Source organism: Flavobacterium sp. W22_SRS_FP1, assembly GCF_052113685.1.
Lineage (GTDB): Bacteria > Bacteroidota > Bacteroidia > Flavobacteriales > Flavobacteriaceae > Flavobacterium.
In genome coordinates, this window is record NZ_JBGQOE010000001.1 from 1 (window position 1) to 26,530 (window position 26,530).

Consider the following 26,530-nt stretch of genomic DNA (forward strand, 5'->3'; position numbering starts at 1 on the left):
TTGTTGCAATGAAGCAAAAATATAATTTCCGTTTGCTTGTAGATGATGCACATGGTTTTGGAACACTTGGTGAAACAGGTGCCGGAGCAGGTGAGGAGCAGGGTGTTCAGGATGATATTGATGTTTATTTTTCTACTTTTGCAAAGTCAATGGCTAACATTGGTGCATTTGTTGCTGCTGATAAAGACATAATTGATTACCTTAAATACAATATGCGTTCTCAAATGTTTGCCAAGGCATTACCAATGATTCAGACAATTGGTTCACTGAAACGTTTAGAACTATTGCGTAACCACCCAGAATTGAAAGATAAACTTTGGGAAAACGTAAATGCATTGCAAAGCGGATTGCGTTCCAGAAACTTCAATATTGGAGATACTAATACATGTGTTACACCTGTTTATCTCGAGGGTAGTGTTCCAGAAGCAATGATTATGGTAAATGATTTGAGAGAAAACTACGGTATTTTCTTATCGATTGTAATCTATCCTGTAATTCCAAAAGGGATTATATTATTGAGAATGATTCCTACAGCTTCACATACGTTATCTGATATCGATGAAACACTAGTTGCTTTTGAGGCGATTCGTGAAAAATTAGAAAACGGGACTTATAAAGAAATTGCATTACGAACTACTGTTGATTTAGATGCATAGTTAATACACAATGCTCTGTTTTTAAATGTTCAGTTTGGAGTTAAATAAAAAAAAATCCATCAGTCTAGTTGAGGCTGATGGATTTTTTATTTTGAGTAAAAAAGCCTGATATTACTTTTTTAAAGTTCTTTCCTGAAAGTCTTTCTACGGCAATTTATCTCCGGATTAAAATGTTTCCATAATTTGTGAATAGCAAGATTATCTGCTAATTCAGGTGTTCTAATACAGGTTTCAATTCCTTTTTCCGTAAAAGTGGTATGGTATTCTTTGAAAATAATAGCATGAACTCCCCTATTTTGATATTCGGGATGTACTCCTATTAAGTAAAAAGTAACTTCTTTACTATTATTTTTAGCATTTAATAAATGTAAAAAACCAAAAGGGAAAAGCTTCCCATTGGTTTTTTGTAATGCTTTTGAAAAAGAAGGCATAACGATAGCAAATGCTACTAAATTATGATCTTTATCCTCTACAAATTTGATGTATTCTGGATTTATAAAACTGATGTATTTTTTTTTGAAATATTCTTTTTGTGTATCTGAAATAGCTACAAAAGAAGATAAACTGGCATATGAATCATTAAATAAATCAAACATTTTATCAACATAAGGCATGACATCTTTAGTTTTCTTAAAATTTAAAGATTTAAGCTGGTATCGCCTCTTGATTAACTCTTGAGCTTTATCAAAATATTCTAGTTTAACATTTTTGAATGGAAACTTACTTTCGATATACTCTTTTTCTGTAACGTAACCCAATTGCTCAAAATGAGTAGCATAATAGGAGTGATTGTACCAAGTAATCATGGTTCCCAGTTGATCAAATCCTTCAGTAAGGACTCCTACTTTATCGAGATTAGAAAATCCCATCGGGCCCTCAACGTGCTCTAAGTCGTTTTTCTTGCCTAATTCGTACACTTTTTCAAGTAAGGCTTTGGTCACTTCAAGATCATCTATGACATCAAACCATCCAAAACGCACTTTCTTCTTTTGCTGGTTTTTTACTTCGGACCAATTTACAATTGCAGTAATTCTACCTACAATTTCATTGTCTTTATATGCTAGATAAAAATAAGCCTCAGCATTCTCAAAAGCAGGATTTTTTGTTTTGTCAAAGGATTCTAGCTCATCGGCTATGATTGGTGGTACCCAGAACTCGTTGTCTTTGTATAGTGAAAAAGGGAATTTGATGTAATCTGTTAATTCGCCTTTAGTGATAGCTTCTTTAATTGTAATCATTGTGGAATTTTATAATGTATTTTCTAATGCTTCTTTGCGTTTTTTATTTTTCTTCTCTGCTTTTTTTTGTGACTTTGATTTTTTGTTTCCTCCTTCGTCAAGACTCATACGCACTTCTTTATAATTAGCATCGTAGCGCCAAGAGAAGCCAATACCACCATAAAGCACTGTGGGTGTGTCCTTAAAGTTAGTGCTTATTGATGCGTCAATTTGCATGTCATTATTCAATAAGTAAGCGGCACCACCACGAACTATGGCATCGCTGTAGAAATCACTTTTAAAACCCTGATTTTCAATAAATCCAGACCATTTTTCATTAAAACCTTTTGTTAAAGTGAATACGTAACCGTAAGTTGGATAATCGGTTGAAACGTAGTCTGCGATAATATTGGTTACAAAAACCCAGGTTCCATCACCGAAGTGATTTTGTGTAATCAACATGATTTTTGGAGAAATGTCGGCGTTTGAAGAAAAGTAATACGGATTGTCTGCCATCGTGAAATTGGCACCCGCAAAAACAGAAACGGCAGGAATTAATTGATGCCAATTAAAAGACTGATTTGCTTTCCAACTGTAAATATTTACTTTTTTCTCATAATTTTTAAATGGGTCATAAATTAAATATTTAGCACCCAAAACGGTTTGTTTTAATGCAGATTTATTGATGCTGCTGAATGGTGTTGTGAAGTCTTCATTTTGATACTGTAAATCAGCTATCAACTCTAGTTTTTCCATAAACAAGCCCCATCTTAGCGTGAAGTCTAAGCCATAACCGTTAGCATCATATTCTAATAGTCTGTGGTTTTCCTGAATTCCATAGATTCCTGTTTCGACTTGAATCACGTTTTTCCCAACAGCAAAAGCTGACATAGTTTCTCCGGGTCTATTGGAATTAATTTGATCTGTATGTTGCCCGTAATTAACGCTAGGTATAGTAACTAGAGCGAAAAAAAACACAATTTTAAGTTTTGACATATTATTTTTTGAGTTTAAAAGTAATAACGCTTTTCAAATGTACTATAATTTATTATTTATTTAAGAACGATAGTTTAGTTTTGAACGTAGGATTTATTAATTTTGAAAAAAATTATTAAATTATGCAAACTGCCTCTTTTTCGGGTTTTATAAAAATAGTGTTTTATATACTTACATTCTACTATGTGTTTAAGTTGTTGGCTAAGCTGTTTTTACCATTAATAGTTAAAAAAGTGGTTGAAAAAGCTGGTGAAAATTTTCAACAACAGCAACAGCGTTCGCAGGGTAGTTCACGTAACAAAACGCAAACGAACGATGAGGTTATCTTTAATGCGAAAAATGATAGAAACCCACGAGAAACTAAAAAGGTGGGAGAATATGTTGATTACGAAGAATTAGATTAGATTTGAAGTAGTTTGCATTATAAATATTTTAAAAAAAAATTCCCGGAAAATTGAAAATAATAAATAAGTTTTATCCTCACGCGCTAGCCATTTTTGGTTTTGTATTCATCTCCCTCCTTTATTTTTATCCCGTTTTACAAGGCAAACAGATTTTTCAATCGGATATTGCTCAGTATACGGGTATGGCTAAAGAGCAAAACGACTTTAGAGCTTCGGAACATGTGGAACCTTATTGGACAAATTCATCTTTTGGAGGAATGCCAACATATCAATTAGGGGCTAAATACCCGCACGATTATATAGGATCTATTGATGATGTATTAAGATTCTTGCCTCGGCCAGCAGATTATTTGTTTTTATACTTCTTAGGGTTTTACGGTTTACTATTGGTTTTGAAGGTGGATCCGCTAAAGGCCTTCTTCGGTGCTTTAGCTTTTGGTTTTTCTACTTATTTAATAATTATACTAGGTGTTGGCCATAATGCTAAAGCGCATGCTATTGCCTATATGCCTCTTGTTATCGCCGGTTTTATATTGGTTTTCAGGAAGAGGTACGTTCTTGGAGGTTTAGTGACGATGTTAGCCACAGCTTTGGAAATCAATGCTAATCACTTTCAAATGACCTATTATTTATTAATATTCTTATTAATACTTTCGGGTTATTTTATTTATTTAGATATAAAAAAGAAAGACAATAAAGCGCTTTTCAAATCTTTGGGGGTACTTGCTGTCGCTGGGATTCTTGCTATTGGTGCTAATGCTACCAGTCTTTTGGCGACTGCGGAATATGCTAGCTTTAGTACAAGAGGGAAGACAGAGTTGAGTTACAATCCGGATGGGTCAAAAAACACTAGTTCTAGTGCAATGAGCCGAGAATATATTACTGAATATAGTTACGGAGTGGCGGAAAGCTTTAATCTGATTGCACCGCGACTTTTTGGAGGATCAAATAATGAAGCGGTAGGAACTGATAGTAGGATGTACGAATTCATGATCGGAAAAGGGGTGCCTGCAGAGCAAGCCAGCGATTTTGTGAGTGGAATGCCGACCTATTGGGGAGACCAACCTATTGTTGCGGCGCCTGCTTATATAGGTGTTGTCGTTTTCTTTTTGGGTGTTTTAGCCCTATTTATTGATGAACGAAAAATTAAATACGTGTTTCTTACTGGAGCCATCACAGCATTGATGCTTTCCTGGGGTAAAAACTTTCCTATACTGACGGACTTTTTTATCGATTACATTCCAATGTATAATAAATTTAGAGCTGTTTCATCAATACAAGTGATACTGGAATTGTGTTTTCCTGTTTTGGCCATTATGGGATTACAATCCTTTTTTAAATTAGAAAAAGTAGGGCAGTGGAAAGCTCATAAACAAGCTGGTTCTGTTGCATTTGGACTTCTTGTAGTTTTATTTATAAGCAAAGGCATGTTCAGTTTCTCTGGAGTTAACGATGGTTATTACCTTGACAGTTATGGTCCTGAGTTCGTTGAAGCACTCAAGGGAGACAGAATGAGCTTGTATAGCGCTGATTTATTGCGTTCTGGTTTTTTTGTTTTATTGGTCTCTGGGACATTATGGTTGTTTATAAAAAGTAAAATTGCCCAAAACACGGCTGTTATTCTTGTAGGCCTATTCATGGTTTCTGATTTATTTTTTGTCGATAAAAATTATGTTTCGGCAAAGGATTTTGTAAGCGGAAGAGAAATATCGGTACCCTTTGAGGAAACTCCTTCGGATATAGAGATTCTTAAGGACACATCTATTTATCGTGTTTTTGAGGTGAGTGGGAACTTCTCTAGTGCTAGAGCCTCTTATTTCCACAAATCAATTGGTGGGTATCATGCTGCTAAGCCAAGAAGAGTGCAGCAGTTATTCGATTACCAGATTTCTAAAAATAACATGGAGGTTTTAAACATGCTGAATGTTAAATACATTATTCAAACGGATAAAGAAGGCAAACAATTTCCGACTGTAAATCCTAATGCAAATGGAAATGCTTGGTTTGTTAATGATGTCAAACTGGTTAATAAAGCGAATGACGAAATGAAAATGTTGGACAAGTTCGATACTAAAAAAGCAGCTATTTTTAATATTCACCTCTATGGAGATAAGTTTAAAAATGCACGTTTAAAAAGAAATCTGGATACAACAGGAACGATAAAAATTAAGGAATATGAGCCGAACTATATAAAATACATTTCCAATAATACGAATGAAGGCTTGGCAGTTTTTTCTGAAATTTATTACGAAAATGGATGGAATGCCTATATTGACGGTGTCAAAACAGATCACTTCCCTGTAGATTATGTGCTGAGAGCATTAGTTGTACCAGGTGGGAAACATACTATTGAATTCAAGTTTGAACCTCAAGTGATAAAAACAGGAAGTATTATAACATTGATTAGTGTTGTTGGGATGTTGTTGCTTCTGATTGGTGGAATTTATTATGAACAAAAAAGAAATACAGGAAAAAAAGAAGCGAACACAATTAATTAATGAGATTGTCTTTTTGAAATAGTATGTTTGTATAAGAAAAATACACTAATAATTAAATTTATGAAAGAATTACTAAGATTAAAATCATTTCAACAAATATTATTGTGTCTATTCGCTTTAGGCTTTGTTGTTGGTGTTTTATATGGAATTTATATCTTTTTTGACAAACTTAGATATTACTCTATAATACCTTTCTTGCCGGTTGTCTACTTTATTTCTAGAGGATTGTTTAAAAATAGTAAGTTGTTCTTTGTCGATTTTAAATCTCTTACAATAAAAGTCTAAATTGGATTCAAAGAAAGTTTTAATAATTACCTATTATTGGCCGCCAGCTGGTGGTCCTGGAGTGCAACGTTGGTTAAAGTTCGTTAAGTACTTACCTGATTTTGGGATTCAGCCTGTGGTGTTTATTCCTGACAATCCAACCTATCCCATTATTGATAAAAATTTAGTCAAGGAGGTGTCAGAGAAAGCTATCATTTTAAGACATAAAATATTCGAACCCTATCAAATAGCTTCTTTTTTTTCGAAAAATAAAACAAAAAAGATAAGCTCTGGTATTATACCAAACCAAAAGAAACAGTCTTTTTTAGACAAACTTTTTCTATTGATTCGCGGGAACCTTTTTATTCCAGATGCACGTGTTTTTTGGGTAAAACCTTCGGTTCGTTTTTTGGAGAAGTATATTGCTGAAAATAACATTGATACCATAGTTACATCAGGTCCGCCTCACAGTTTGCATCTTATCGGACTTGAATTAAAACAAAAAACAAATGTAAAGTGGATAGGCGATTTTAGGGATCCATGGACTACAATAGGTTACCATAAATCTTTGCGGTTATCTAACTATGCCTCCAAAAAGCATAAGTTTTTAGAACATAAAGTATTGAATACTGCGGATAACATTATTGTAACGAGTAAAACTACAAAGACAGAGTTTGAAGCGATAACACGTAAGCCAATTGAGGTAATAACTAATGGTTACGATATTGAAGATATTGATAAGCAAGATTTGGATGCTAAATTTAGTTTGGCTCACATAGGTTCTTTCCTTTCCGAAAGAAACCCTGCCATTTTGTGGGAAAGTTTAGTGCTGTTATTAGCTGAGATTCCAGATTTTAAAAAGCATTTGGAGATTAAATTGATTGGTGCAGTAAGTCAGGAGGTTTTGGAGACTATTACGCAGTTTGGGCTAAACCCCCACTTGAATAACTTGGGTTATGTTTCGCATAGCGAAGCCATTGCCCATCAAAAAAAATCGCAGGTTTTGTTGTTGATTGAAATTAATTCTAAGGAAACGCGAGGTATCATTCCGGGTAAATTATTTGAATATATGGTTTCAGGAAGACCTATTGTAGCCATCGGACCCATCCATTCTGATTTTGCCGAAATTATATCCGATACTAATACTGGAGTGTTTTTTGACTATTCTGAGAAAGAGAAACTGAAAAATGTAATTTTACTTTATTATAATCAATATTTGGATGGTAAACTAAAGTCGAATGGCGTAGGTTTGCAAAAATATTCAAGAAAAAGTTTAACGAAAGAATTAGTTGAGCTCCTCAATAAATAATGTAAAGAGATTGCTTCGTGCCTCGTAATGATTAAGAATGGGAATAGTATTAAATCAGTCTTTAAAAAACACAATAATTACCTATATCGGTTTTGGTATTGGCGCAGTTAACACCATATACTTATATCCCTTTTTTCTCGGAGCAACCTATTATGCATTAACGAATTATATTCTATCTGCGGCTAGTATTGTAATGCCATTATTTGCTTTTGGAATGCAAAACTCTTTGGTTAAGTTTTATTCGCAATGCAAAACAGAGCAAGAGGAGGACCGGTTTTTATCTTTTACAGTGTTACTACCTCTTTTGTTATCAATTCCTTTATTGCTGATTGGGTTATGCTTTTTTGATGACATTTCAACCTACTTATCTCAGAAAAACCCAATAGTTAAGGATTACTTATGGCTTATTCCATTTACGGGATTGTGTATGGCGTACTTCGAAATATTTTATGCTTGGGCTAGAGTGCACATGCATTCTGTTTTCGGTAATTTTATCAAAGAAGTTGCTCTGCGCACTTTTTCATTACTAGCCTTGATTGGTGTTTATTTTAAGTTGATTACAGTTATTGAATTTGTTTATGTAACTGCCGGTATTTATTTCTTGGCTTTTATCGTGACCATGTTGTATGCTTTTTATCTAAAAAAACCAGAATTTCAGTTCTCGATTCCCCATAATGCCAAAGAGATTATGGTGTATACTTTTTTTATTATTTTGTCAGGAAGTGTCGCCACTTTACTTTTAGATATTGATAAGATAATGCTGAATCAATATATTAAAATCGAGAATATTGCGTATTATTCAGTGGCTACTTATATTGCTTTAGTTATTTCAGTTCCCAGTCGTGCGATGCATCAAATTGTGTATCCAATCACTGCAAAGTTAATGCACGATAACAAGCATGATGAGTTGAATGATTTGTATAAAAAAACATCTATTAATTTACAAGTCGTGGGAGGTTTTGTGATGTTGTGTATTTTTGTTAATATCAGCCAATTATATGAGATGGTTCCAAAGGAATATGGGGGAGGGATTTTGGTCGTTTTTATGATCGGACTGTCAAAGTATTTTGATCTGATTTTAGGGAATAATAATGCGATTATTTTCAATACAAAATATTATCGGGCCGTATTGTTTCTCGGTGTCGTTTTGGTCTTTGTAACGGTAGGATTAAATATGGTTTTTATTCCGATCTACGGAATTTTAGGGTCTGCCTTCGCTACTTTATTGTCGATAACATTTTACAGCTTGGCTAAGCTAATGTTTGTCGTAAAGAGATTGCAGTTGTTTCCATTTACAAAACAAACATTATATTCTATCGGTTTAACATTTGTTTTGTTCTTAGTGTTTTACTTTTGGCATTTTCCCTTTAGCCCTATTATAGCTATTGGACTTAAGTCGGTTCTGGTAACGGCTTCTTATGTTTATGTTAATTATAAGTTTAAGATTTCTACAGAAATAAATCAGGTTATTGATATAGCGTTAAAAAGATTAAAAATAAGATTATAATTAGTTAGTAGATTTTGGCCAGAAGTCAAATAAATAATTTGATTAGTAATAACCGTTTTTTTATATTTTCGACCATCAAAAAACATGGAAATTACTAGAATCATGGTGGTAGTGGTTTCTTTTACACCTCAATAGTTATTCTTTTTTTAATCTCATCTTCTTGTAACGGTGTAAAATCTGATAGTTTTAATTCGTCAATAGTCAAATGAATATTTTTCAAATATCACTAAAAGTGGGTATTGTGTGGTTAGGCTGATCTGTTTACTTTTATCAAATAATCTTGTACGAATTTTATCAGTAAAGAAAATGAAAAGTATCGAAATTACTAAAATTACCAGCGAAAAAAACCTGCTCAAATTCAAAATAGCCTTAAAGGATAAAGTAAATAAAGGATTTAAAATAGAGGAAATAAATGATAAATTACCTTTTGCAATCTTATCAAAAAGAGGGAAAAAAGTAAATCACAACTTTAATTTACTTCTGTCTTTTATCACATTAGGAATATGGTCTTTGGCATGGGTTTATTTGTGCTGCGTTTCTTCGAAAGAGAAAAGAATATTGATTGCTATTGATGAAGACGGTAATACTTTTGAAGACAAATGTTATAATTAATTCAAATAATTATAGTCTTAGAGTGCTTAGAAAACTGGTTTTAGGCAAAAAATGAGGATCTAACCAATTATAAATCATCTATTTTTCTACTTAGAGATGTAAGAGTTCATATTTAGTAAATTGGCTATTTTTGAATGAGAATTTTCTAACTTACAACTTTTCTTTTAAGTATTTTCCAGTAACTGACGCGTTTATTTTTACGATTTGTTCAGGGGTCCCAACAGCCAAAAGTTGGCCTCCATTTTCTCCACCTTCTGGTCCCAAATCAATGATCCAATCTGCACACTTTATCAAATCAAGATTGTGCTCTATAACGAGAATTGAGTGTCCTTTCTCTATTAATGCTTCAAAAGAGGCTAGTAGTTTTTTGATATCGTGAAAATGTAGCCCTGTGGTAGGTTCGTCAAATACAAACAGTGCTTTGTCTTTTGTGGCCCCTTTTACGAGGAAAGAAGCTAATTTTATTCTTTGTGCCTCTCCTCCTGATAACGTCGAGGAAGACTGACCTAATTGAACATATCCCAATCCCACATCTTGCAGGGGTTTTAATTTTTGCGTTATTTTGTGTTGCTGATTCGCTTCAAAGAAGGCTAAGGCATCATCAATTGTCATTGTTAGAATGTCATGTATGTTTTTGGATGCAAATGCTACTTCAAGTACTTCTTTCTTGAATCGCTTTCCATTGCAGGTTTCGCATGGTAACTGCACGTCTGCCATAAAAACCATTTCTACATTTATGGATCCCTCACCTTTGCAACTTTCACAACGGCCACCGTCTACGTTAAAAGAAAAGTGTTTAGGTAGATAACCTCTGATTTTAGACAATTTTTCTTTGGCAAATAAATCCCTAATATCATCGTAAGCCTTGATGTAGGTCACGGGATTGGAACGGGAGCTTCTGCCTATTGGATTTTGATCCACATATTCAATATGTTTTATTTGGGAAAATGAACCGCTAATTTCAGTAAATTGGCCTGCTTTTTCGCCCACATTATCCAGTTTTTTTTGCATCGCCGGAAACAAAATTTTCTTAATTAGGGTACTTTTACCGCTTCCAGAAACACCTGTAATAACTGTTAGGACATCTAGAGGAAATTTTACATCTATATTCTGTAGGTTGTTTTCTCTGGCGCCCTTTATCTCTATAAAACTTTTGAAATTACGTCGCTTTTTTGGCACTGTTATTTCAAGATCGCCATTAAGATATTTAGCAGTTAGTGATGTCGAATTCAGGATTTCATCAAATGTACCTTGAGCGACTAACTCTCCTCCAAATGAGCCCGCTTCTGGTCCAATATCAATAATCATATCAGCAGCTTTCATGATATCTTCATCGTGTTCTACGACAATTACGGTATTGCCTAAGTCGCGTAATGATAATAGTACTTTTATCAATCGCTCGGTGTCTTTTGGGTGTAAGCCAATACTTGGCTCATCTAAAATATACATGGAACCTACCAAGCTACTTCCAAGTGAAGTGGCCAAATTGATTCGTTGGGACTCCCCTCCGGAAAGGGTCGAAGAGTTTCTGTTTAAAGTCAGATAATCTAAACCCACTTCAGTCAAAAAGGACAATCTATTGTTAATTTCCAATAACAGGCGGCGAGCGATTTGCTTTTCGTATTCATCTAATTCTAAATCTTCAAAAAACGTGACTAAGTGCTTGATTGGTAAATCTACCAAATCAGAAACGGTTTTTGAGTTTATCTTTACGTAGGATGCTTCAATACGCAAACGCTTTCCTTTACAAGAATAGCATTTGGTTTTACCGCGGTACCGGGAAAGCATCACGCGATTTTGTATTTTATAATTTTTCTCTTCCAATTCTTTGAAGAAGTCATTTAGACCTTGAAAGTATTGATTTCCTTTCCATATTAACTCTTTCTGATCTTCATTCAGTTGATAAAATGGTTTGTGTATTGGAAAATCAAATCTGTAAGCATTGTTTACCAATTCGTCTCTAAACCAACTCATGCTTTCGCCACGCCATGGAAAAATAGCGTTTTCATATACAGACAAAGTGGTGTTCGGGACAACGAGTTCAGCATCAATACCTATAATGTTTCCATAACCTTCGCAAATGGGACAGGCACCATAAGGGTTGTTGAAACTAAATAGGTGGACGTTTGGTTCTAAAAAATTTATTCCGTCTAACTCAAAGTTATTGGAATAAGAAAATCTTTTCTCAGAATTTAATTCCTGTAAATAGCAGATACCCTTTCCTTCATAAAATGCAGTCTGTATTGCATCTGCCAGGCGGTTATAAAAATCCTCTTCTTCTTTTACTACAATTCGATCAATTATAAGAGTTATGTCTTTCTTGTCTAAAGAATACTGGCCTATTTCGTCTAGGCGTATCATTTTATCATCAATCAAAATTCTCGAGAACCCTTGCTGTAACAGTACTTTTAGTTTGTCTTCTAGTTTCCTTCCCTCTTCCAGATATATTGGAGCTAAAAGTAACCATTTGCTGTCGATGTCAAAGCTTTTCACATCTGAGACAACATCGGTAACCGTATTTTTTTTGACTTCTTGCCCAGAAATTGGGGAGAAAGTTCTTCCAATTCTGGCAAAAAGCAACTTCATATAATCGTAAATCTCAGTAGAAGTTCCTACTGTAGATCGGGCATTAGTGGTATTTACTTTTTGCTCAATTGCAATTGCTGGAGCGATCCCTTTAATGTATTCCACTTTTGGCTTGTCTAACCGACCAAGAAACTGTCTCGCATAAGAAGACAAGCTTTCGACATAGCGGCGCTGGCCTTCGGCGTACAAGGTGTCAAATGCTAAACTGGATTTTCCTGAGCCGGAAAGCCCAGTAATTACTACTAGTTTGTTTCTGGGAATTACAACATCGACACTTTTTAAATTGTGAACTTCGGCGCCTTTAATTATGATGTTTTTTTTTGGATCTATCTTGGAAAAGTCAACTTGCATAAAAAATATTATATTGTACAAAAGTAATCAATTTTCATCGGGGAAATGAGTTAAAACAAATCACAAATTTAAATTTTTATTGGTTTTTATGTTGTAAAAACTAATTTAGATTACTATTTTTAACAACTTATTTTTGCAATAAATTAAATTATTTTTCAAATGAAAAGCAAAATTTGTATCGTGCTGTTTTTTATATCCTTTAGTGTTTTTTCACAGGATTTGCCGCCAATCGTGAAATATGCACCATCTACTTATGGCGCAGGAAATCAAAACTGGATGATTTCCCAAGATGAAAGCCATTATATTTTTTTTGCAAACAATGAAGGTCTATTAGAGTATAATGGCTCTAATTGGGAACTGTATCCATCCCCAAATGAGACAATATTACGTTCCGTAAAAGTGATTGGTAATAAAGTGTATACAGGAGGCTACATGGAATTTGGTTACTGGACGCGACAAAGTGATGGTAAATTAAAATACGCTTCACTCAGTAAAATTATAGTAAAAGACATACTTGATGATGAACAGTTTTGGAATATCTCGCACTATGATCAATGGGTTGTTTTTCAATCATTAGATAGAATATATATTTATGATACTAAGGCAGGCAGTTTTAAGATAATCACACCAAAAAATAGAATCACTAAATCTTTCAGTACTATAAACTCGATATACTTTCAAATAGAAAATGAAGGTCTTTTTGAAATAGAAAGTGGGAAAGCACAATTAGTTTCCAATAACCCAATTTTAATAAGCAATAGGATTGTTAATATTTTTGCCACTGACGAAGGACTTTTGATTCAAACACAATTTCATGGCTTGTATAGGCTGACTGGAAGAAGTTTATCTAAATTTTCAACAGAAGCTGATTCGGAAATGATGGCAAACAGCGTTTATAGCAGTAGTTTGTTATCTGACGGTAGTTACGTTATTGGTACTGTTTCTAGTGGGATCTTTATTTTAAATACCCAAGGAAAAATTAAGTATCATATTTCTCAAAATAAAGGATTAAGTAATAACACTGCTTTGTCTTTGTTTGAAGATGCCGATAAAAACCTTTGGGTGGGTTTAGATAATGGTGTTAATTGTATAAACCTTCAGTCTCCTATTAAAAACTTTGTTGATGTTACAGGAAAGTTAGGGACAGTATACTCCTCGAAGCTGTATGATGGGATCTTATATATTGGAACTAATCAAGGCTTGTTCTATAAGGACTATCTAAGCGCCGAGGAATTTAAATTTATTAGTGGTACTAAAGGTCAGGTTTGGTCTTTGTTCGAGTATGACGGAACCTTGTTTTGTGGACACGATTCGGGAACATTAATTATAGAAAATGGAACTTCAAAAAATATATTTCCAAAATCAGGAACTTGGAAGTTCAAAACAGTTCCTAATCAAAAGGGGATTTTGCTTCAAGGAAACTATTCCGGGATTTCAGTATTGGAAAAAGTTGATAATCAGTGGCGGTATAGAAACAAAATTGCTGGTTTTGATTATTCAGCGCGATATTTCGAAATTACTGACGCTTTTGAAATATATGTCAGTCATGAATATAAAGGGGTTTTTAGGTTGCAGTTAGATAAAGCATTATTGAAAGCAAAATCAGTTACTGCATATAAGCGACCCGAAAAAGGAAAAAATGCGGGCTTGACAAAATTTAACAATACGATTTACTATGCCTCTAAGTCGGGGGTTTTTAAGTTGAATAATAAAAGTAAGCTATTTGAAAAAGATAAATTTTTGAGTTCATTTTTTAAAAATGATGAGTACACCTCCGGTAAATTGATTGTAGATAAGTCTAATAAAATATGGTTATTTTCTAAAAGCTATATTTACTATTTTTCTTTGAGTAAATTAAGTAATCAGCTGAAACAAAATTTAATTTCTATACCAGCTTACTTAACTAACTCAATGTCTGGGTTTGAAAACATATCCCAAATATCAAATTATGATTATCTTATTGGGACCACTGACGGTTATTATACTATTAATATCAATGATTTAAGTTTTAAAAATTACAAGGTGGCTATCTCAAATGTAGCAACAAGTAAATTAAATGGAAATTTTACAAACAGTTCTATTCAAGAAGCAGGCAGCCTAGAATTTGATGAGAATAATATAATTTTCAACTACACAGTTCCCGAATATAATATGTATATCAGTTCTGAATATCAGTATTTATTAGAAGGGTTTCAAGATGACTGGAGCGACTGGAGTACAAAGACCGCAGTAAGTTTTAAAAACCTGCCTTCGGGTAGATATGTCTTTAAAGTTAGAACTAAGTTTGCTAATTCTGTATTGGGAAATACCGCTGCCTATTCTTTCACAGTTCATAAACCCTGGTATAGGAGTGGTTTTGCATTATTTATCTACTTATTAATAGGTATTGTATTAGCACAAATTATCCATAAATTTAGTAGAAGGTATTACCAAAAGAAAGAAGATAAATTAATCCAAGAAAACAATCGCTTATTGGAAATTAAAGAGCTTGAAAACGAACATGAAATGATGAGAGTGAAAAATGAACAGCTTTCACTGGATGTCGATATAAAAAGCAGAGAATTAGCCGTTTCTGCAATGAGTTTGCACAATAAAAATGAACTACTGGCTTTTATTAAAGAAGATCTGAAAAAAACGAATGATGATAAAAACTTAAAATCTGTTATCTCTACAATCACCAAGAACATTACTGGAAATGATTCTTGGAGTGTTTTTAAGGAGGCTTTTGAAAATACAGACAAAGATTTTTTGAAAAAAATAAAACTAGCTCATTCATCATTAACTCCAAGTGATTTAAGGCTTTGCGCATACCTTCGATTAAACCTATCGTCCAAAGAAATAGCTCCCTTGTTAAATATTTCAGTACGCAGCGTGGAAATAAAAAGATATCGTTTGAGAAAAAAAATGGATCTTTCACATGAGCATGGACTTGTAGAATATATTTTATCTGTATAGTATTTCTATTGTTTCAACATAATAACTGTACAGTACCACAACATTAACGTTTTTTTTATTTAAGGCATAAATGACAATGCTATTAATTCCTTAGTGTATTTAGGTTTTTTTTTGATTATTAAGAAATAATAAGTATTTTTTTTGTGTTGTATGTTTTTTGTATCGGCATCTTTTAAATATTTATAAGGACTTGTGTGTAATTTTACAACAAACCAAAATAATTAACGTATGAATGTAAAGCATCTATCATTTTATCTAAACTTGCAGCACTTCCTGGTATTTTTTAAGTTAAATGCTATTTGGGAAGAGTAATTGAGCAGACATTTAATTGATCTTTTAGCAATATTAAAATACACATAACATAAAATTACTAGAAGATAATAAAACTTTGATGAAACCAATAATGAATTCGGGTTTATCAAAATTTTTTAAAGGAGCAACTAAAAAATAAATATAAATTATGAAAAAAAATATTCTAAGATTAATACTTTTTTTGTTTACAACAGCAGTTTTTTCGCAATCTAATAATGTGTCAGTTGTTACTAATGAGAAGGGAATGAAATTAGTGGTCGATGGTAAGGATTTTATGATCAACGGTATGAACTGGGATTACTATCCAATTGGCACTAATTACACTTACAGTTTGTGGAGTCAATCTGATGACGTTATTAAAGCAGCACTTGACTCTGAAATGGGTTTGCTTAAAAATATGGGGGTAAATACGATTAGGCAATATACTGGTATACCCGCAAAGTGGGTAGAATACATCTATAAAAATTATGGTATTTATTCTATGCTGAATCATTCTTTTGGACGATATGGACTCACTATTAATGGATCCTGGGTGCCAAATACTAAATATTCTGATTCAGATACTCGTAAATTATTGTTAGCTGAAACAAAAACAATGGTGGAAGAATATAAGAATACACCAGGATTACTTTTGTTTTTATTAGGTAATGAAAACAATTACGGCCTTTTTTGGGATGGCGCAGAAACAGAGAACATCCCAATAGAAGACAGGAAGTCGACCGTGAGAGCACATGATATGTACAAGCTTTTTAATGAGGCAATTGTTGAGATGAAAAAATTGGATAGTTCACATCCAATGGCAATTTGTAATGGCGATTTACTTTTCTTAGATATCATAAAAAAAGAATGTCCTGCTATAGATATATTAGGTACAAACGTGTATCGAGGTGTTTCTTTTGGAGATGCCTTCAAAAAAGTAAAAGAGGAGCTAAATAAACCTATAATGTTTACAGAGTTTGGTGCTGATGCATTTAATACTGTCAATAATAGTGAAGATCAAAAATCTCAGGCTTATTATATGTTGGGGAATTGGAAAGAAATTTACGAGAATGCGGCTGGCTTAGGAAAAGCAGGAAATTCTTTGGGCGGTTTTACGTTTCAATTTAGTGATGGATGGTGGAAATATGGCCAAACAAAAAATTTAGATATTCATGATAATAATGCTTCCTGGTCTAATGGTGGTTATCCTTTGGATTTAAATGGAAATGATAATAACATGAATGAGGAATGGTTTGGTATTTGTGCCAAAGGACCTACAAATTCTCGTGGTCTTTATGATCTTTATCCACGTGCTGCTTATTATGTACTTAAAGAGGCGCATCAAGTAGATCCTTATGCAAAAGGAGCAACCCTTGAAAACATCGATAATTCTTTTGCAAACATTCAATTAATGGATGCTGTTTTAAGAGCTAGAGGAGATAAAGCAGCTTTAGGTGGCGGTTCTAGTGAAAAGATTCGACTAAGCAATTTGAGAGCAGAATTTACAACTTTTAATACGGGTGGTAGTTTAATTACAACTCCAACTACTGCAGATCCAAATAGTATGGTCTATCCAAATGAACTAGGTTTTGATCATATGCAGTCTTATTTTATTGGAGCTGAAGGAAATCCGGCTGCCAACATGAGAGCAGAAGTTAATTTTAACGTTTTAGGAAATGTAGCTTCTAATCCTATTGATGAAATTTTTTATGAAAATAGAGGACGTGCGCAAATTGTAAATACAGATAACGGTAATCTTACCTTAACTGATGTTAATCGAGTGCAAGTGTACAATGCCGAGTATGAATGGAATGCAAAAGACTTTGATTTACGTGGTTTCTATAGAAAAGGACATTATCATTGGGGTTATGAGGGTGATTTCTTTGGATTATACCAAGAAGCGAATTATGGTCCAAATTTAGATATTTACAATGGTGAAATTCTAGGTTTTGAAATCGATGGTAAAAAAGCATTGACAGGACTAAAGGCAGCATTTGGGCCTCAGTTATGGTGGGGAGCGAATCCTGCGGTTTTATTAAAATATAGTAAAAAAGTTGGAAAATTTGATTTGACAAGTGTATATCATGAAGATATTGCCAAAATTTCTGGTGCTGTAACTTCAATAGCAATTCCTCTTCCAAAAACAAGGAGGTTGACACTTCATGCCAAAACTAAGATTGGTGGACTCGGTATTGAAGTTGGAGGTATTTGGGGAGGAGATCCATTAAATGGTAGGATTTTTCAATTTACTAAAGGAGAGACAGGAAGTTATGTTGTTTATACTGATAAAATCAATTCGAGTGATAATTGGGGTGGAAAATTTAAGTTGACCTACTCTTCAGGGCCTATCAATTGGTATGCACAAGGAGCTGCGATGGGATTAGTTGCTAATGGTGGAGCAGATAATACTCAAACATTCACCGGATGGAAGTTGAAAGACTCTGGTAGTGGTAACCAAACTAATTTTCTAACAGGTGCGACTTATACAGTTGGAAAATTCCAAATTGCACCAAACTTCTTATGGCAAAAACCTATTGTAGCCGCTATGCCAAATGATGTTCAAGCACCGGGAAGACTTAGAAATATTCAAGATGATCCTTTTGCAGTAAGGGGTAATAGAGAAACTCTTGGTTCAGAAATATTATTTACCTATGATCCTACACCAGCAACCTGGATGTATGAGTGGGACAATGATCGTAGTGAAGATGCTAAGTTTGCAATGAATTTAGGATTTGTTTTTCGTCATCAACCAACTGCTCAGGATGCGGCAATTGGATTTTTAGCAGATCGTACTTTATTCGCTTTTCCAAATTCGGCTCCAGCGCAAGATTTATGGGAAATTAATAGCAGAATTGTCTCGAAACTACATTCAAACTTTGGAATTATTGCTAATCTTTATGGTGGTAATGCTCAGGCAAATGGTAGTGACGCAAGATTGATTAATCGTATGGGAGGAGATCTAAGATTGATTTACAATAAAGTAAAAGCAGTTGGATCTGTCAAAGTCAATGATTGGGGGCCGTTTGATTATCATCGTGATTTCAATTTAACTTATCCTATGCAGTTAATGTTGGATTTATCCACTTCAGTAGGGAAACCCAATTGGTTTATTTTACCAGACACAAGAATGGGTATTCGCGGAACTTGGCGCTCAATGGATCAGTACTCCCCTAGGTATTCTCCAAATGAAGCACTTCCATTTGCAACTTCACCTATTATAAGTCCAGTAGGTTTTGGTAATGGAAATGAATGGGAAATTAGAACATACATACATATCAATATTGGAAAATAAAAGACAAAAAAAATGAAAAATATAAAATTTATTTATTTAAAAAACAGCTTCATTTTAGGATTGCTTTTTGTCGCTACCACTAGTTGCGAAAGAGAAATTTCAGATGAAGTAGCATTTTCAACTTTTCCAAACTCTCCGGAAGTTTTTATAGACGGCTTTACTGCAGGATTAGACTACTTCCCATTTGAAGGGTCGTACTTTCAAGCTTTTACTGTTGATCAAGAAACAAAATATAGGGGAGCTTCATCTATGCGATTTGACGTGCCTAACGTTGGTGATCCACTGGGCGCGTATGCTGGTGCTATTTTTCGTACTGCAACAGCGCGTGATTTATCGGGTTACGATGCATTAACGTTTTGGGCAAAGGGAACTCAAGCAGGTTTAATTAACGAAATTGGCTTTGGACAAGATTTTGCAGAGAACAAGTATCTAGTGACAACAAACTTACAGTTAACAACTAATTGGAAAAAATATATTATTCCAATTCCAGATGCTTATAAATTAACAGCCGAAAGAGGAATGTTCTGGTATGCTGAAGGACCAGAAAATGATAAAGGGTATTCTTTTTGGATCGATGATTTAAAATTTGAAAAATTAGGAACTATCGCACAGCCAAAACCATCTATTGGAAATGGCGAGGATAAAGTAGAAATCCAGTTCTTGGGAAATTCAGTTAGTATGGCTAATTATGGTTTGACACAAACATTTAATTTGGAGTCTGGACTAAATCAAACAGTTACTGCAGCACCCGCTTATTTTTCTTTTAAATCATCTAATATTGAAGTGGCTAGAGTTAGTGATTTAGGAATTATAACTTTTGTTGGTCCAGGTACATCTAAAATAACAGCTTCTTTAGGTGGTGTTAAAGCAACTGGATCTTTAACGGTTACTGTTCCAGGAAGCTTTCCTGTTGCTTCTGTTCCTACCTTAGCTCAAAATAATGTGATTTCAATATTTAGTGACAAATATTCAAATATACCCGTAAATTATTATAATGGCTATTGGGCTCCTTACCAAACAACGAGAGGTGAACAAACCACTATAGATGGCCAGAATGTGCTGAGCTATACTGATTTTAATTTTGTTGGTACTCAGCTTACAACTCCATTAAATATTTCAGAAATGACACATTTTAGTGTTGATATTTTGATGTTAGAATTACCTACTGATATAGACCTCCTTGTCACATTTAAGAATGAAAATTCTGCTGCTACTACTTTTCAACAAAATCGTATTGGTCAAAGTTATCAACTAGATCCTAGAGCTCCAGTCGTTCATAAAGATACCGATTTCGAAGCTGGAGTATGGGAAACTATAAAAATTCCGATTAGACCTACATCAGAAACTTCATTGGATAAGACAGGAGTCAATTTAATCATTATTGAAAATATAAAATCTTCTAAAGTAAAAACTATTTATGTAGATAATATGTATTTCTATAAAGAGTAAGAATAGTGGAGAAAATATTAAAACAAAAAAAAATGAAAAAAATAGATACAAATTTAATGCTAATAAAAGGACTGGTTTTTAAGGCTCTCCTTGTGGCACTGCCAATATTTGTAATTTCTAGTTGCTCAACTGATGAAAAGCAAGACGTTGCAAAGTTCACACAGGTAACTATGCAAGATGAGTTTGATACAGAGGGTGCTCCTAATAGCGCAATTTGGGGTTATGATTTAGGTACTGGTAACAGCGATACAGGTGGAGGCTGGGGTAACAATGAACTCCAATTCTACACGGATCGTACCGAAAATGTAAAAGTAGAAAACGGATATTTATTAATTACCGCTAAAAAAGAGTCTTACAATGGGTCTTCGTATACCTCGGCAAGACTTACAACTAAAGGTAAATTTGATCAGGCTTACGGCCGTTTTGAAGCGCGCATTAGAGTGCCTTACGGACAAGGTATGTGGCCAGCATTTTGGTTATTGGGTGCTAATATTGATGAAGTTGGTTGGCCACAATGTGGTGAAATTGATATTATGGAGTATCGCGGACAGGAACCGACGAAAGTTTTAGGTACTGTACATGGTCCAGGATATTCTGGGGGAGCATCAATTACAAAAAGCTATAGCTTACTAAATGATCGTTTCGACACAGACTTTCACGTGTTTGGTATTGAGTGGGGACCTGAATATATCAATTATTATATAGATGATGTATTATATAACCAAATAACACCAGCAGATGTGTCGGGTGAATGGGTTTTTGACCATCCTTTCTATATTGTAATTAACCTAGCTGTTGGCGGTAATTTTGTAGGTGCACCAAATAATGAGACCGTTTTTCCTCAGACTATGTTAGTTGACTACGTAAGAGTTTATAAAAAATAAAAGATAAAATTAATAAAATAAAAATCATGAAACAATTACTTAAAAAAGCACAGGCTATCGTTGCGATATTGATCTTAACATTATGCTTTAGTGGCTGTGAAAACAGCGATGATAATTTACCCGTAATTACTGCAGGCTTTACACATACAATCAATCCATATACTGGTACAGTAACATTTATTAATACGTCTTCAGATGTAAAGTATTATTTATGGACTTTTGGAGACGGAACAACTTCTACAGATATTAACCCCATAAAAACATACGTTAATGGCACCTACACAGTAACTTTAAAAATAACAAATGTTGCAGGAGCTACTAGTACTTACGTTGATACAATAGTTATTTTGATTACGGCTGCACCAGATACGGTTGCGCCAGTAATTACCTTAACGGGGAGTGCCACAATAAATGTTGTAATTGGTGGTGCGTTTATTGACCCAGGAGTAACGGCCTCGGATAATGTGGACGGTGACATTACAAGCAGTGTAGTAGTTGCAGGAGATGCTGTAAATGTAAATACAGCTGGAACTTATGTTATTACTTATAATGTTAGTGATGCAGGAGGTAATGCTGCGACGCAAGTTACAAGATCGGTAATAGTTGCATTAGATACTGTCCGACCTATAATTACTTTAAATGGTAGTGCCACGATTAATATTACAGTTGGTGGAACGTTTACTGACCCCGGAGCTACAGCTACGGATAATGTAGATGGAAACATTAGCAGTAGTATTGTAGTTGCGGGAGATGCTGTAAATGTAAATGCAGTAGGAACGTATATTATTACTTATAATGTAAAAGATGCAGCAGCTAATGCAGCGACTCAAGTTACAAGAACTGTTATTGTTACTGCGGCTGGCGGCGGTGGCGGTGGCGGCTCTGCTGGAAATTTAGCAGTTAATGGGGACTTTGAGACTGGTAATACTTCTGGCTGGGAAAGTTTTGTAACCGGAATACAAGGCGCGTCATTTACGGCAAGTGGTACAAATCCTAAAAGCGGTTCGTTTTCTGGACATTTAGTTTCTGATTTTGAAGCTGGTACTGGTGGTGCTGTAGATGCTGTAGTTAAGCAAGCTAACCTCGGGGTAGGTGTTGTTACTCCAAACACTGATTACTTAATTTCGTTTGATTTACGTGGATCAGCAAGTACTGGTGGAGTATTTTTTGCAGAATTTTTCTCTGAATTAGCTACCGGCGGTACATCTAAGGCTGAAATTCTAACTGGAGGACCACATCCTTTGACTGGAAATAATTGGAGTTCGTACAGTTATACCGTTCGTACTGGCTCAAATGTTACTGGCGGTATAACATTGCAAATGAAGACTTCGTGTGGTCCTGTTGCAAATTGTTTAGTAGACGTGTACTTTGACAATGTTTCTGTCAAACTAAAATAAAACAGTGAGTATAATTGTTTTGATTTTGCTAGATAGACTTATCAGTAATTATCCTGTTATATAGATTAATAGAATACTAGAACATAAAAAGGTTCGCTAATAATTATTTTATTAGTGAACCTTTTTTTTGTGATTGTAAGTTGTTCGTATACTATTGATAGAACAGTTGTTATTACTACTAATAAATTAGATAAAAGGTAAAAAAAAAGCTAGTGCCGGTGAAAAGCCATAATTAATAGCGCCAAATGAAAGTTTGATTAATTGTAGATACTTTTAACTGATGTCAAATGAAGAAGGCTGACGCAGACAATTTATTTCTTTTTTTCAGGGATAAAAGTCTGGAACAGATGTTCAAGGATTTCACGGAGGTGATTTAAAAAGGACTTGATGTTTTAGGTTAGATTAATCATTTTCCAGCTTATGTTTTTTGTTTTATTTTAAGTTTCTTCTAAGTAAATAAGGCCCGTGACTTGACGTTTGGTTTGCAGTCTGGATTTAGAGAGATATCGTTTGCGTAAAAAACGGACTTATATAAAGAACAAGACTTAAAATAATATCCTTGAACTGTCTAACTAAGATATTAAGACAGTAAAAAAACCATACATTAACACAACATAGTGATTGTTATTGTGGTAATCTTGTTTTTATGGGTGAGGGACTAACTTAGGGTTTTAAAGGTATTCCTTGGTTTTTTTATGTTATTAATAGAATATGAAGGTTTTTTTGCATTGTATGTTTTTTGTAAAGGTTGTTTCTGATTAGTTGTGCGGATATCCTTATAGTTTTATACCTCACAAAAAAACGTAAATTATGAAGTCAAACTATTTATTAATTATTTTTCTTTTTCTCTCTACTTTTGGTTTTGCCCAAAGTTTTGATTTGGGGGGAAGTGTAAAAGAGAAAGGTTCTGGTTTGCCTATACCAGGAGTAAATGTTCAAATTAAAAACACACTTAAAGGAGTAGCAACTGATTTTGATGGAAAGTTTTTATTAAAGGAGATTCCAGCTGGTTCAACTGTTGTGTTTTCTTATATTGGTTATAAAAATTACGAATACAAAGTAGTGTCCAATAATAAAGCACTAACTATATCTCTGGAAGAAGATGCCAATAGCTTAGACGAAGTAGTAGTAATTGGTTACGGTAGTCAAAAAAGGAGAGAAGTTACTGGAGCAGTTTCGGTTGTGGATAGTGAAACATTAGAAATTCTGAAACCGATTAAGATTGAACAGGCATTACAAGGAACTGTTTCCGGAGTTAATGTTACCTCGCAATCAGGTTCGCCGGGTGCGGCCTTAGATATTCGTATTAGAGGTATTGCAACTAATGGACAGAATGGTCCAACGACAATTATTGATGGATACGTAGGGGAATTAGGTTTGTTAAATCCAAATGACATAGAGTCGCTAACTGTTTTGAAAGATGCCCAAGCGGCTATCTATGGTACCATAGGTGCAAATGGAATAATTTTGATAACTACTAAATCCGGCAAGAAAAATTCTAAGGCTAAAATCGCATACAATACATATACAGGATTTCAGGAAACTACAAAAAAGTTAAACTTACTGAATGCCACTGAATACGCTTTATTGCTAAACGAAAGTTATGCAAATGGTGGACAAACGATTCCTTATCCTAACGTATCTGGTTTAGGGAAAGGAACGAATTGGCAAAACAGAGTTTTTGATTCTTCCGTGCCTATTATCAATCATGATTTGTCTATTTCTGGGGGGTCTGACAAAGTTACTTATGCTGTCAGTGGTTCTCATTTAGACCAAGAAGGTATTATTGGAGGTAATAAGTCTGGGTTTTTAAGAAATACTGCTAGAGTGTCATTAAATGCTGATGTTACGGACAAACTTAAGTTAAAGACAAATGTTATTTATACTTATTTTAATCGTAAAACATTAAGTGAAGGTGGATTAGGTTCCGTTTTATTTAATGCATTAAATACTCCATCAACGTTGAATCCTTACGATGCAACTGGAGATTTTACTGTAGTGCCGAGCACCACAGGTTTGGGAAATGAAATAATTAATCCACTGGCACAAATCGGAAACACTTATAATGATTATAACTTTAAGAAGTTAAATGGAAATTTCGGTCTAGAATATAAATTGTTTGATGGTTTTGTTTTATCAAGTTCGATGGGTTTTAATACCTCAAATAGCAAGTCAAGAATTTTTGATAAACAAATAAATTACGGCGGAAAAGTTTTTGATGTGCAAAGAAGCTCAGTAACTCAAAATGCTATAAATGATAACAATTACTCGTTTGATGTTTTTGGAACGTATACCAAAACAATTGGGGAGAGTCATAATTTTGAAGGGACTATAGGAAATACGATTTTTAAAGAATGGGGTAATGGTTTATATGCAAGAGGTTATGATGTGCCAAACAATTCATGGGATTATGCGGATATTGCATTAACGACTGGTTTTCTAGAAGCAAAAACGAATAGTTCTTATACTTACGATGAGAGAAGGCTTTCTTACTTTGGTAGATTGCAGTATGATTATAAAGGAAAATATCTTTTGTCAGCAATGTTTAGAAGGGACGCTTCAACAAAATTTGGACCTGGTAATAAAGTTGGTTATTTTCCTTCCTTTACCGCTGGTTGGATTCTATCTGATGAAGGTTTTTATGGTGAGGCAAAAACGGTAAATTTCATGAAATTGAGAGCGAGCTATGGAACTCTAGGAAATGATCAAATACCAAATAATGGATATATTTCTCAACTTTCGGGCGAGGCGACTTACGTTTTTGACGGTGCCTTAGTAAATGGTACTGCAAATGGGCAGATTCCAAATCCGAATTTAAAATGGGAAGAAGCTAAGAAATTTGATGTTGGTTTAGATTTAAAATTATTCAATAATAAAGTTTCAATCGTTACCGATTATTTTACTGACACACGAAAGGACCTGTTAATTCCAAATATACCTGTTTCTGGTATTACTGGAAATTATGCTCCTGGTGCATCTGCTCCTACAGTAAATGCAGGAACTGTAAAAAATTCTGGTGTTGAGTTTTCTGTAGATTACAAAAACAAATTTTCAGACAGCTTTTCTCTTAGTTTAGGGTATAATGTTACTTTTTTAGAAAATAAAGTCTTGGAAGTGAATAACGGTACTGGATTTATAGAAGGTGGGGCATTTGGTGTCGGACAACCTGCGCCGTCAAGAATGGAAGTAGGCATGCCTATTGGATACTTCTACGGATATAAAACGGATGGTGTTTTTCAGAACCAAGCAGAAGTTAATGCACACCCTTCGCAAATTGCTTTAGGAGCTAATGCTGCACCTGGAGATCTTCGCTATGTAGATGTTAATGGAGATGGGGTTCTTGATACCAAAGACAGAACTAATTTAGGGAATCCAATACCGAAAGCGACTATGGGATTCAATTTACAGTTAAACTATAAAAATCTAGACTTCGCAGCCTTTACTTTCGCTTCAATAGGGAACGATATGGTACGGAATTATGAAAGAACAGTATCAGATGCCAACCGGTTAAATTATGTTTTAGATAGATGGACAGGAGAAGGTACAAGTAATATTAATCCTAGAGTGACCACGGGTGCAACTGCTAATACGATTTTTTCTGACCATTATGTTGAAGATGCTTCTTATTTGAGAATCCAAAACATTCAATTAGGATACACGCTGAATTCTAAAGTTTCTGAAAAGGCGGGAATCACAAAGTTAAGACTTTATACGGGTGTTAATAATCTTTATACTTTTACCAAATATAGAGGTTTTGATCCAGGAGCTTCTAATGGTGCTCCTATTGGTGGCGGAATTGATTATGGTTTTTACCCTACGCCAAGAACCTATTTGTTAGGTTTAAACATTAATTTTTAATTTA

15 protein-coding genes are annotated in these 26,530 nt (G+C 34.2%); 12 read left to right on the forward strand and 3 right to left on the reverse strand.

Going from position 1 to position 26,530, the window contains the following annotated elements:
- Positions 1–656: aminotransferase class I/II-fold pyridoxal phosphate-dependent enzyme (locus ACEN2H_RS00005; protein ID WP_441729415.1), on the forward strand; the 656-nt coding region annotated here is incomplete at its 5' end.
- Positions 657–775: 119 nt separating this feature from the next.
- Here ACEN2H_RS00005 and ACEN2H_RS00010 read toward each other — a convergent pair.
- Together ACEN2H_RS00010 and ACEN2H_RS00015 are read right to left on the reverse strand one after the other, a co-directional pair.
- On the reverse strand, positions 776–1,894 hold the full coding sequence (locus ACEN2H_RS00010; protein WP_441729417.1) for a GTP cyclohydrolase: 1,119 nt from the start codon (positions 1,892–1,894) through the stop codon (positions 776–778).
- A 9-nt stretch (positions 1,895–1,903) separates the two neighbouring features.
- Positions 1,904–2,869 (reverse strand): transporter, encoded by a 966-nt coding sequence (locus ACEN2H_RS00015; protein WP_441729418.1) that lies wholly within the window; start codon positions 2,867–2,869, stop codon positions 1,904–1,906.
- A 122-nt stretch (positions 2,870–2,991) separates the two neighbouring features.
- Between ACEN2H_RS00015 and ACEN2H_RS00020 the strand changes: the two genes are divergently transcribed.
- The 5 genes from ACEN2H_RS00020 to ACEN2H_RS00040 all read left to right on the forward strand — a co-directional run bounded on the left by ACEN2H_RS00020 (position 2,992) and on the right by ACEN2H_RS00040 (position 9,463).
- Positions 2,992–3,273, forward strand: coding sequence for a DUF4834 family protein (locus tag ACEN2H_RS00020; protein ID WP_441729419.1), 282 nt, complete (start codon positions 2,992–2,994; stop codon positions 3,271–3,273).
- A 50-nt stretch (positions 3,274–3,323) separates the two neighbouring features.
- Positions 3,324–5,771 carry a YfhO family protein gene (locus tag ACEN2H_RS00025; RefSeq protein WP_441729420.1) on the forward strand — a complete coding sequence of 816 codons (2,448 nt, stop codon included), beginning with the start codon at positions 3,324–3,326 and terminating at the stop codon, positions 5,769–5,771.
- A 286-nt stretch (positions 5,772–6,057) separates the two neighbouring features.
- Positions 6,058–7,344 carry a glycosyltransferase family 4 protein gene (locus tag ACEN2H_RS00030; protein ID WP_441729421.1) on the forward strand — a complete coding sequence of 429 codons (1,287 nt, stop codon included), beginning with the start codon at positions 6,058–6,060 and terminating at the stop codon, positions 7,342–7,344.
- Positions 7,345–7,381: 37 nt separating this feature from the next.
- A complete protein-coding gene (locus tag ACEN2H_RS00035) occupies positions 7,382–8,851 on the forward strand; it encodes a lipopolysaccharide biosynthesis protein (RefSeq protein WP_441729422.1) in 1,470 nt (489 codons plus the stop codon).
- A 306-nt stretch (positions 8,852–9,157) separates the two neighbouring features.
- On the forward strand, positions 9,158–9,463 hold the full coding sequence (locus ACEN2H_RS00040) for a hypothetical protein (RefSeq protein WP_441729423.1): 306 nt from the start codon (positions 9,158–9,160) through the stop codon (positions 9,461–9,463).
- A gap of 150 nt (positions 9,464–9,613) precedes the next feature.
- Here the strand turns inward: ACEN2H_RS00040 and uvrA are convergent, their stop codons facing one another.
- Positions 9,614–12,400 (reverse strand): excinuclease ABC subunit UvrA, encoded by a 2,787-nt coding sequence (gene uvrA, locus ACEN2H_RS00045; protein ID WP_441729424.1) that lies wholly within the window; start codon positions 12,398–12,400, stop codon positions 9,614–9,616.
- A gap of 159 nt (positions 12,401–12,559) precedes the next feature.
- Between uvrA and ACEN2H_RS00050 the strand changes: the two genes are divergently transcribed.
- The 6 genes from ACEN2H_RS00050 to ACEN2H_RS00075 all read left to right on the forward strand — a co-directional run bounded on the left by ACEN2H_RS00050 (position 12,560) and on the right by ACEN2H_RS00075 (position 26,526).
- Entirely contained in the window at positions 12,560–15,355 is a 2,796-nt protein-coding gene (locus ACEN2H_RS00050) for a triple tyrosine motif-containing protein (protein WP_441729425.1), read from the forward strand.
- A 460-nt stretch (positions 15,356–15,815) separates the two neighbouring features.
- The gene (locus ACEN2H_RS00055; protein ID WP_441729426.1) at positions 15,816–18,938 is read left to right on the forward strand and encodes a glycosidase; all 3,123 of its coding nucleotides are present in this window, start codon (positions 15,816–15,818) and stop codon (positions 18,936–18,938) included.
- Between the two features lie 12 nt (positions 18,939–18,950).
- Positions 18,951–20,387 (forward strand): Ig-like domain-containing protein, encoded by a 1,437-nt coding sequence (locus tag ACEN2H_RS00060; RefSeq protein WP_441729427.1) that lies wholly within the window; start codon positions 18,951–18,953, stop codon positions 20,385–20,387.
- A 56-nt stretch (positions 20,388–20,443) separates the two neighbouring features.
- The gene (locus ACEN2H_RS00065) at positions 20,444–21,271 is read left to right on the forward strand and encodes a glycoside hydrolase family 16 protein (RefSeq protein ID WP_441729428.1); all 828 of its coding nucleotides are present in this window, start codon (positions 20,444–20,446) and stop codon (positions 21,269–21,271) included.
- Between the two features lie 26 nt (positions 21,272–21,297).
- Positions 21,298–22,668 (forward strand): immunoglobulin-like domain-containing protein, encoded by a 1,371-nt coding sequence (locus tag ACEN2H_RS00070; RefSeq protein WP_441729429.1) that lies wholly within the window; start codon positions 21,298–21,300, stop codon positions 22,666–22,668.
- Positions 22,669–23,478: 810 nt separating this feature from the next.
- Positions 23,479–26,526, forward strand: a complete 3,048-nt coding sequence (locus ACEN2H_RS00075) for a SusC/RagA family TonB-linked outer membrane protein (protein ID WP_441729430.1) — start codon at positions 23,479–23,481, stop codon at positions 26,524–26,526.
- Positions 26,527–26,530 lie beyond the last annotated feature (4 nt).

Excerpts from the sequence above, each read along its gene's own strand:
- ACEN2H_RS00010 (WP_441729417.1), bottom strand. The coding sequence starts at position 1,894 with ATGATTACAATTAAAGAAGCTATCACTAAAGGCGAATTAACAGATTAC.
- ACEN2H_RS00015 (WP_441729418.1), bottom strand. The coding sequence starts at position 2,869 with ATGTCAAAACTTAAAATTGTGTTTTTTTTCGCTCTAGTTACTATACCT.
- ACEN2H_RS00020 (WP_441729419.1), top strand. The coding sequence starts at position 2,992 with ATGCAAACTGCCTCTTTTTCGGGTTTTATAAAAATAGTGTTTTATATA.
- ACEN2H_RS00035 (WP_441729422.1), top strand. The coding sequence starts at position 7,382 with ATGGGAATAGTATTAAATCAGTCTTTAAAAAACACAATAATTACCTAT.
- ACEN2H_RS00040 (WP_441729423.1), top strand. The coding sequence starts at position 9,158 with ATGAAAAGTATCGAAATTACTAAAATTACCAGCGAAAAAAACCTGCTC.
- uvrA (WP_441729424.1), bottom strand. The coding sequence starts at position 12,400 with ATGCAAGTTGACTTTTCCAAGATAGATCCAAAAAAAAACATCATAATT.
- ACEN2H_RS00050 (WP_441729425.1), top strand. The coding sequence starts at position 12,560 with ATGAAAAGCAAAATTTGTATCGTGCTGTTTTTTATATCCTTTAGTGTT.
- ACEN2H_RS00055 (WP_441729426.1), top strand. The coding sequence starts at position 15,816 with ATGAAAAAAAATATTCTAAGATTAATACTTTTTTTGTTTACAACAGCA.
- ACEN2H_RS00060 (WP_441729427.1), top strand. The coding sequence starts at position 18,951 with ATGAAAAATATAAAATTTATTTATTTAAAAAACAGCTTCATTTTAGGA.
- ACEN2H_RS00065 (WP_441729428.1), top strand. The coding sequence starts at position 20,444 with ATGCTAATAAAAGGACTGGTTTTTAAGGCTCTCCTTGTGGCACTGCCA.
- ACEN2H_RS00070 (WP_441729429.1), top strand. The coding sequence starts at position 21,298 with ATGAAACAATTACTTAAAAAAGCACAGGCTATCGTTGCGATATTGATC.
- ACEN2H_RS00075 (WP_441729430.1), top strand. The coding sequence starts at position 23,479 with ATGAAGTCAAACTATTTATTAATTATTTTTCTTTTTCTCTCTACTTTT.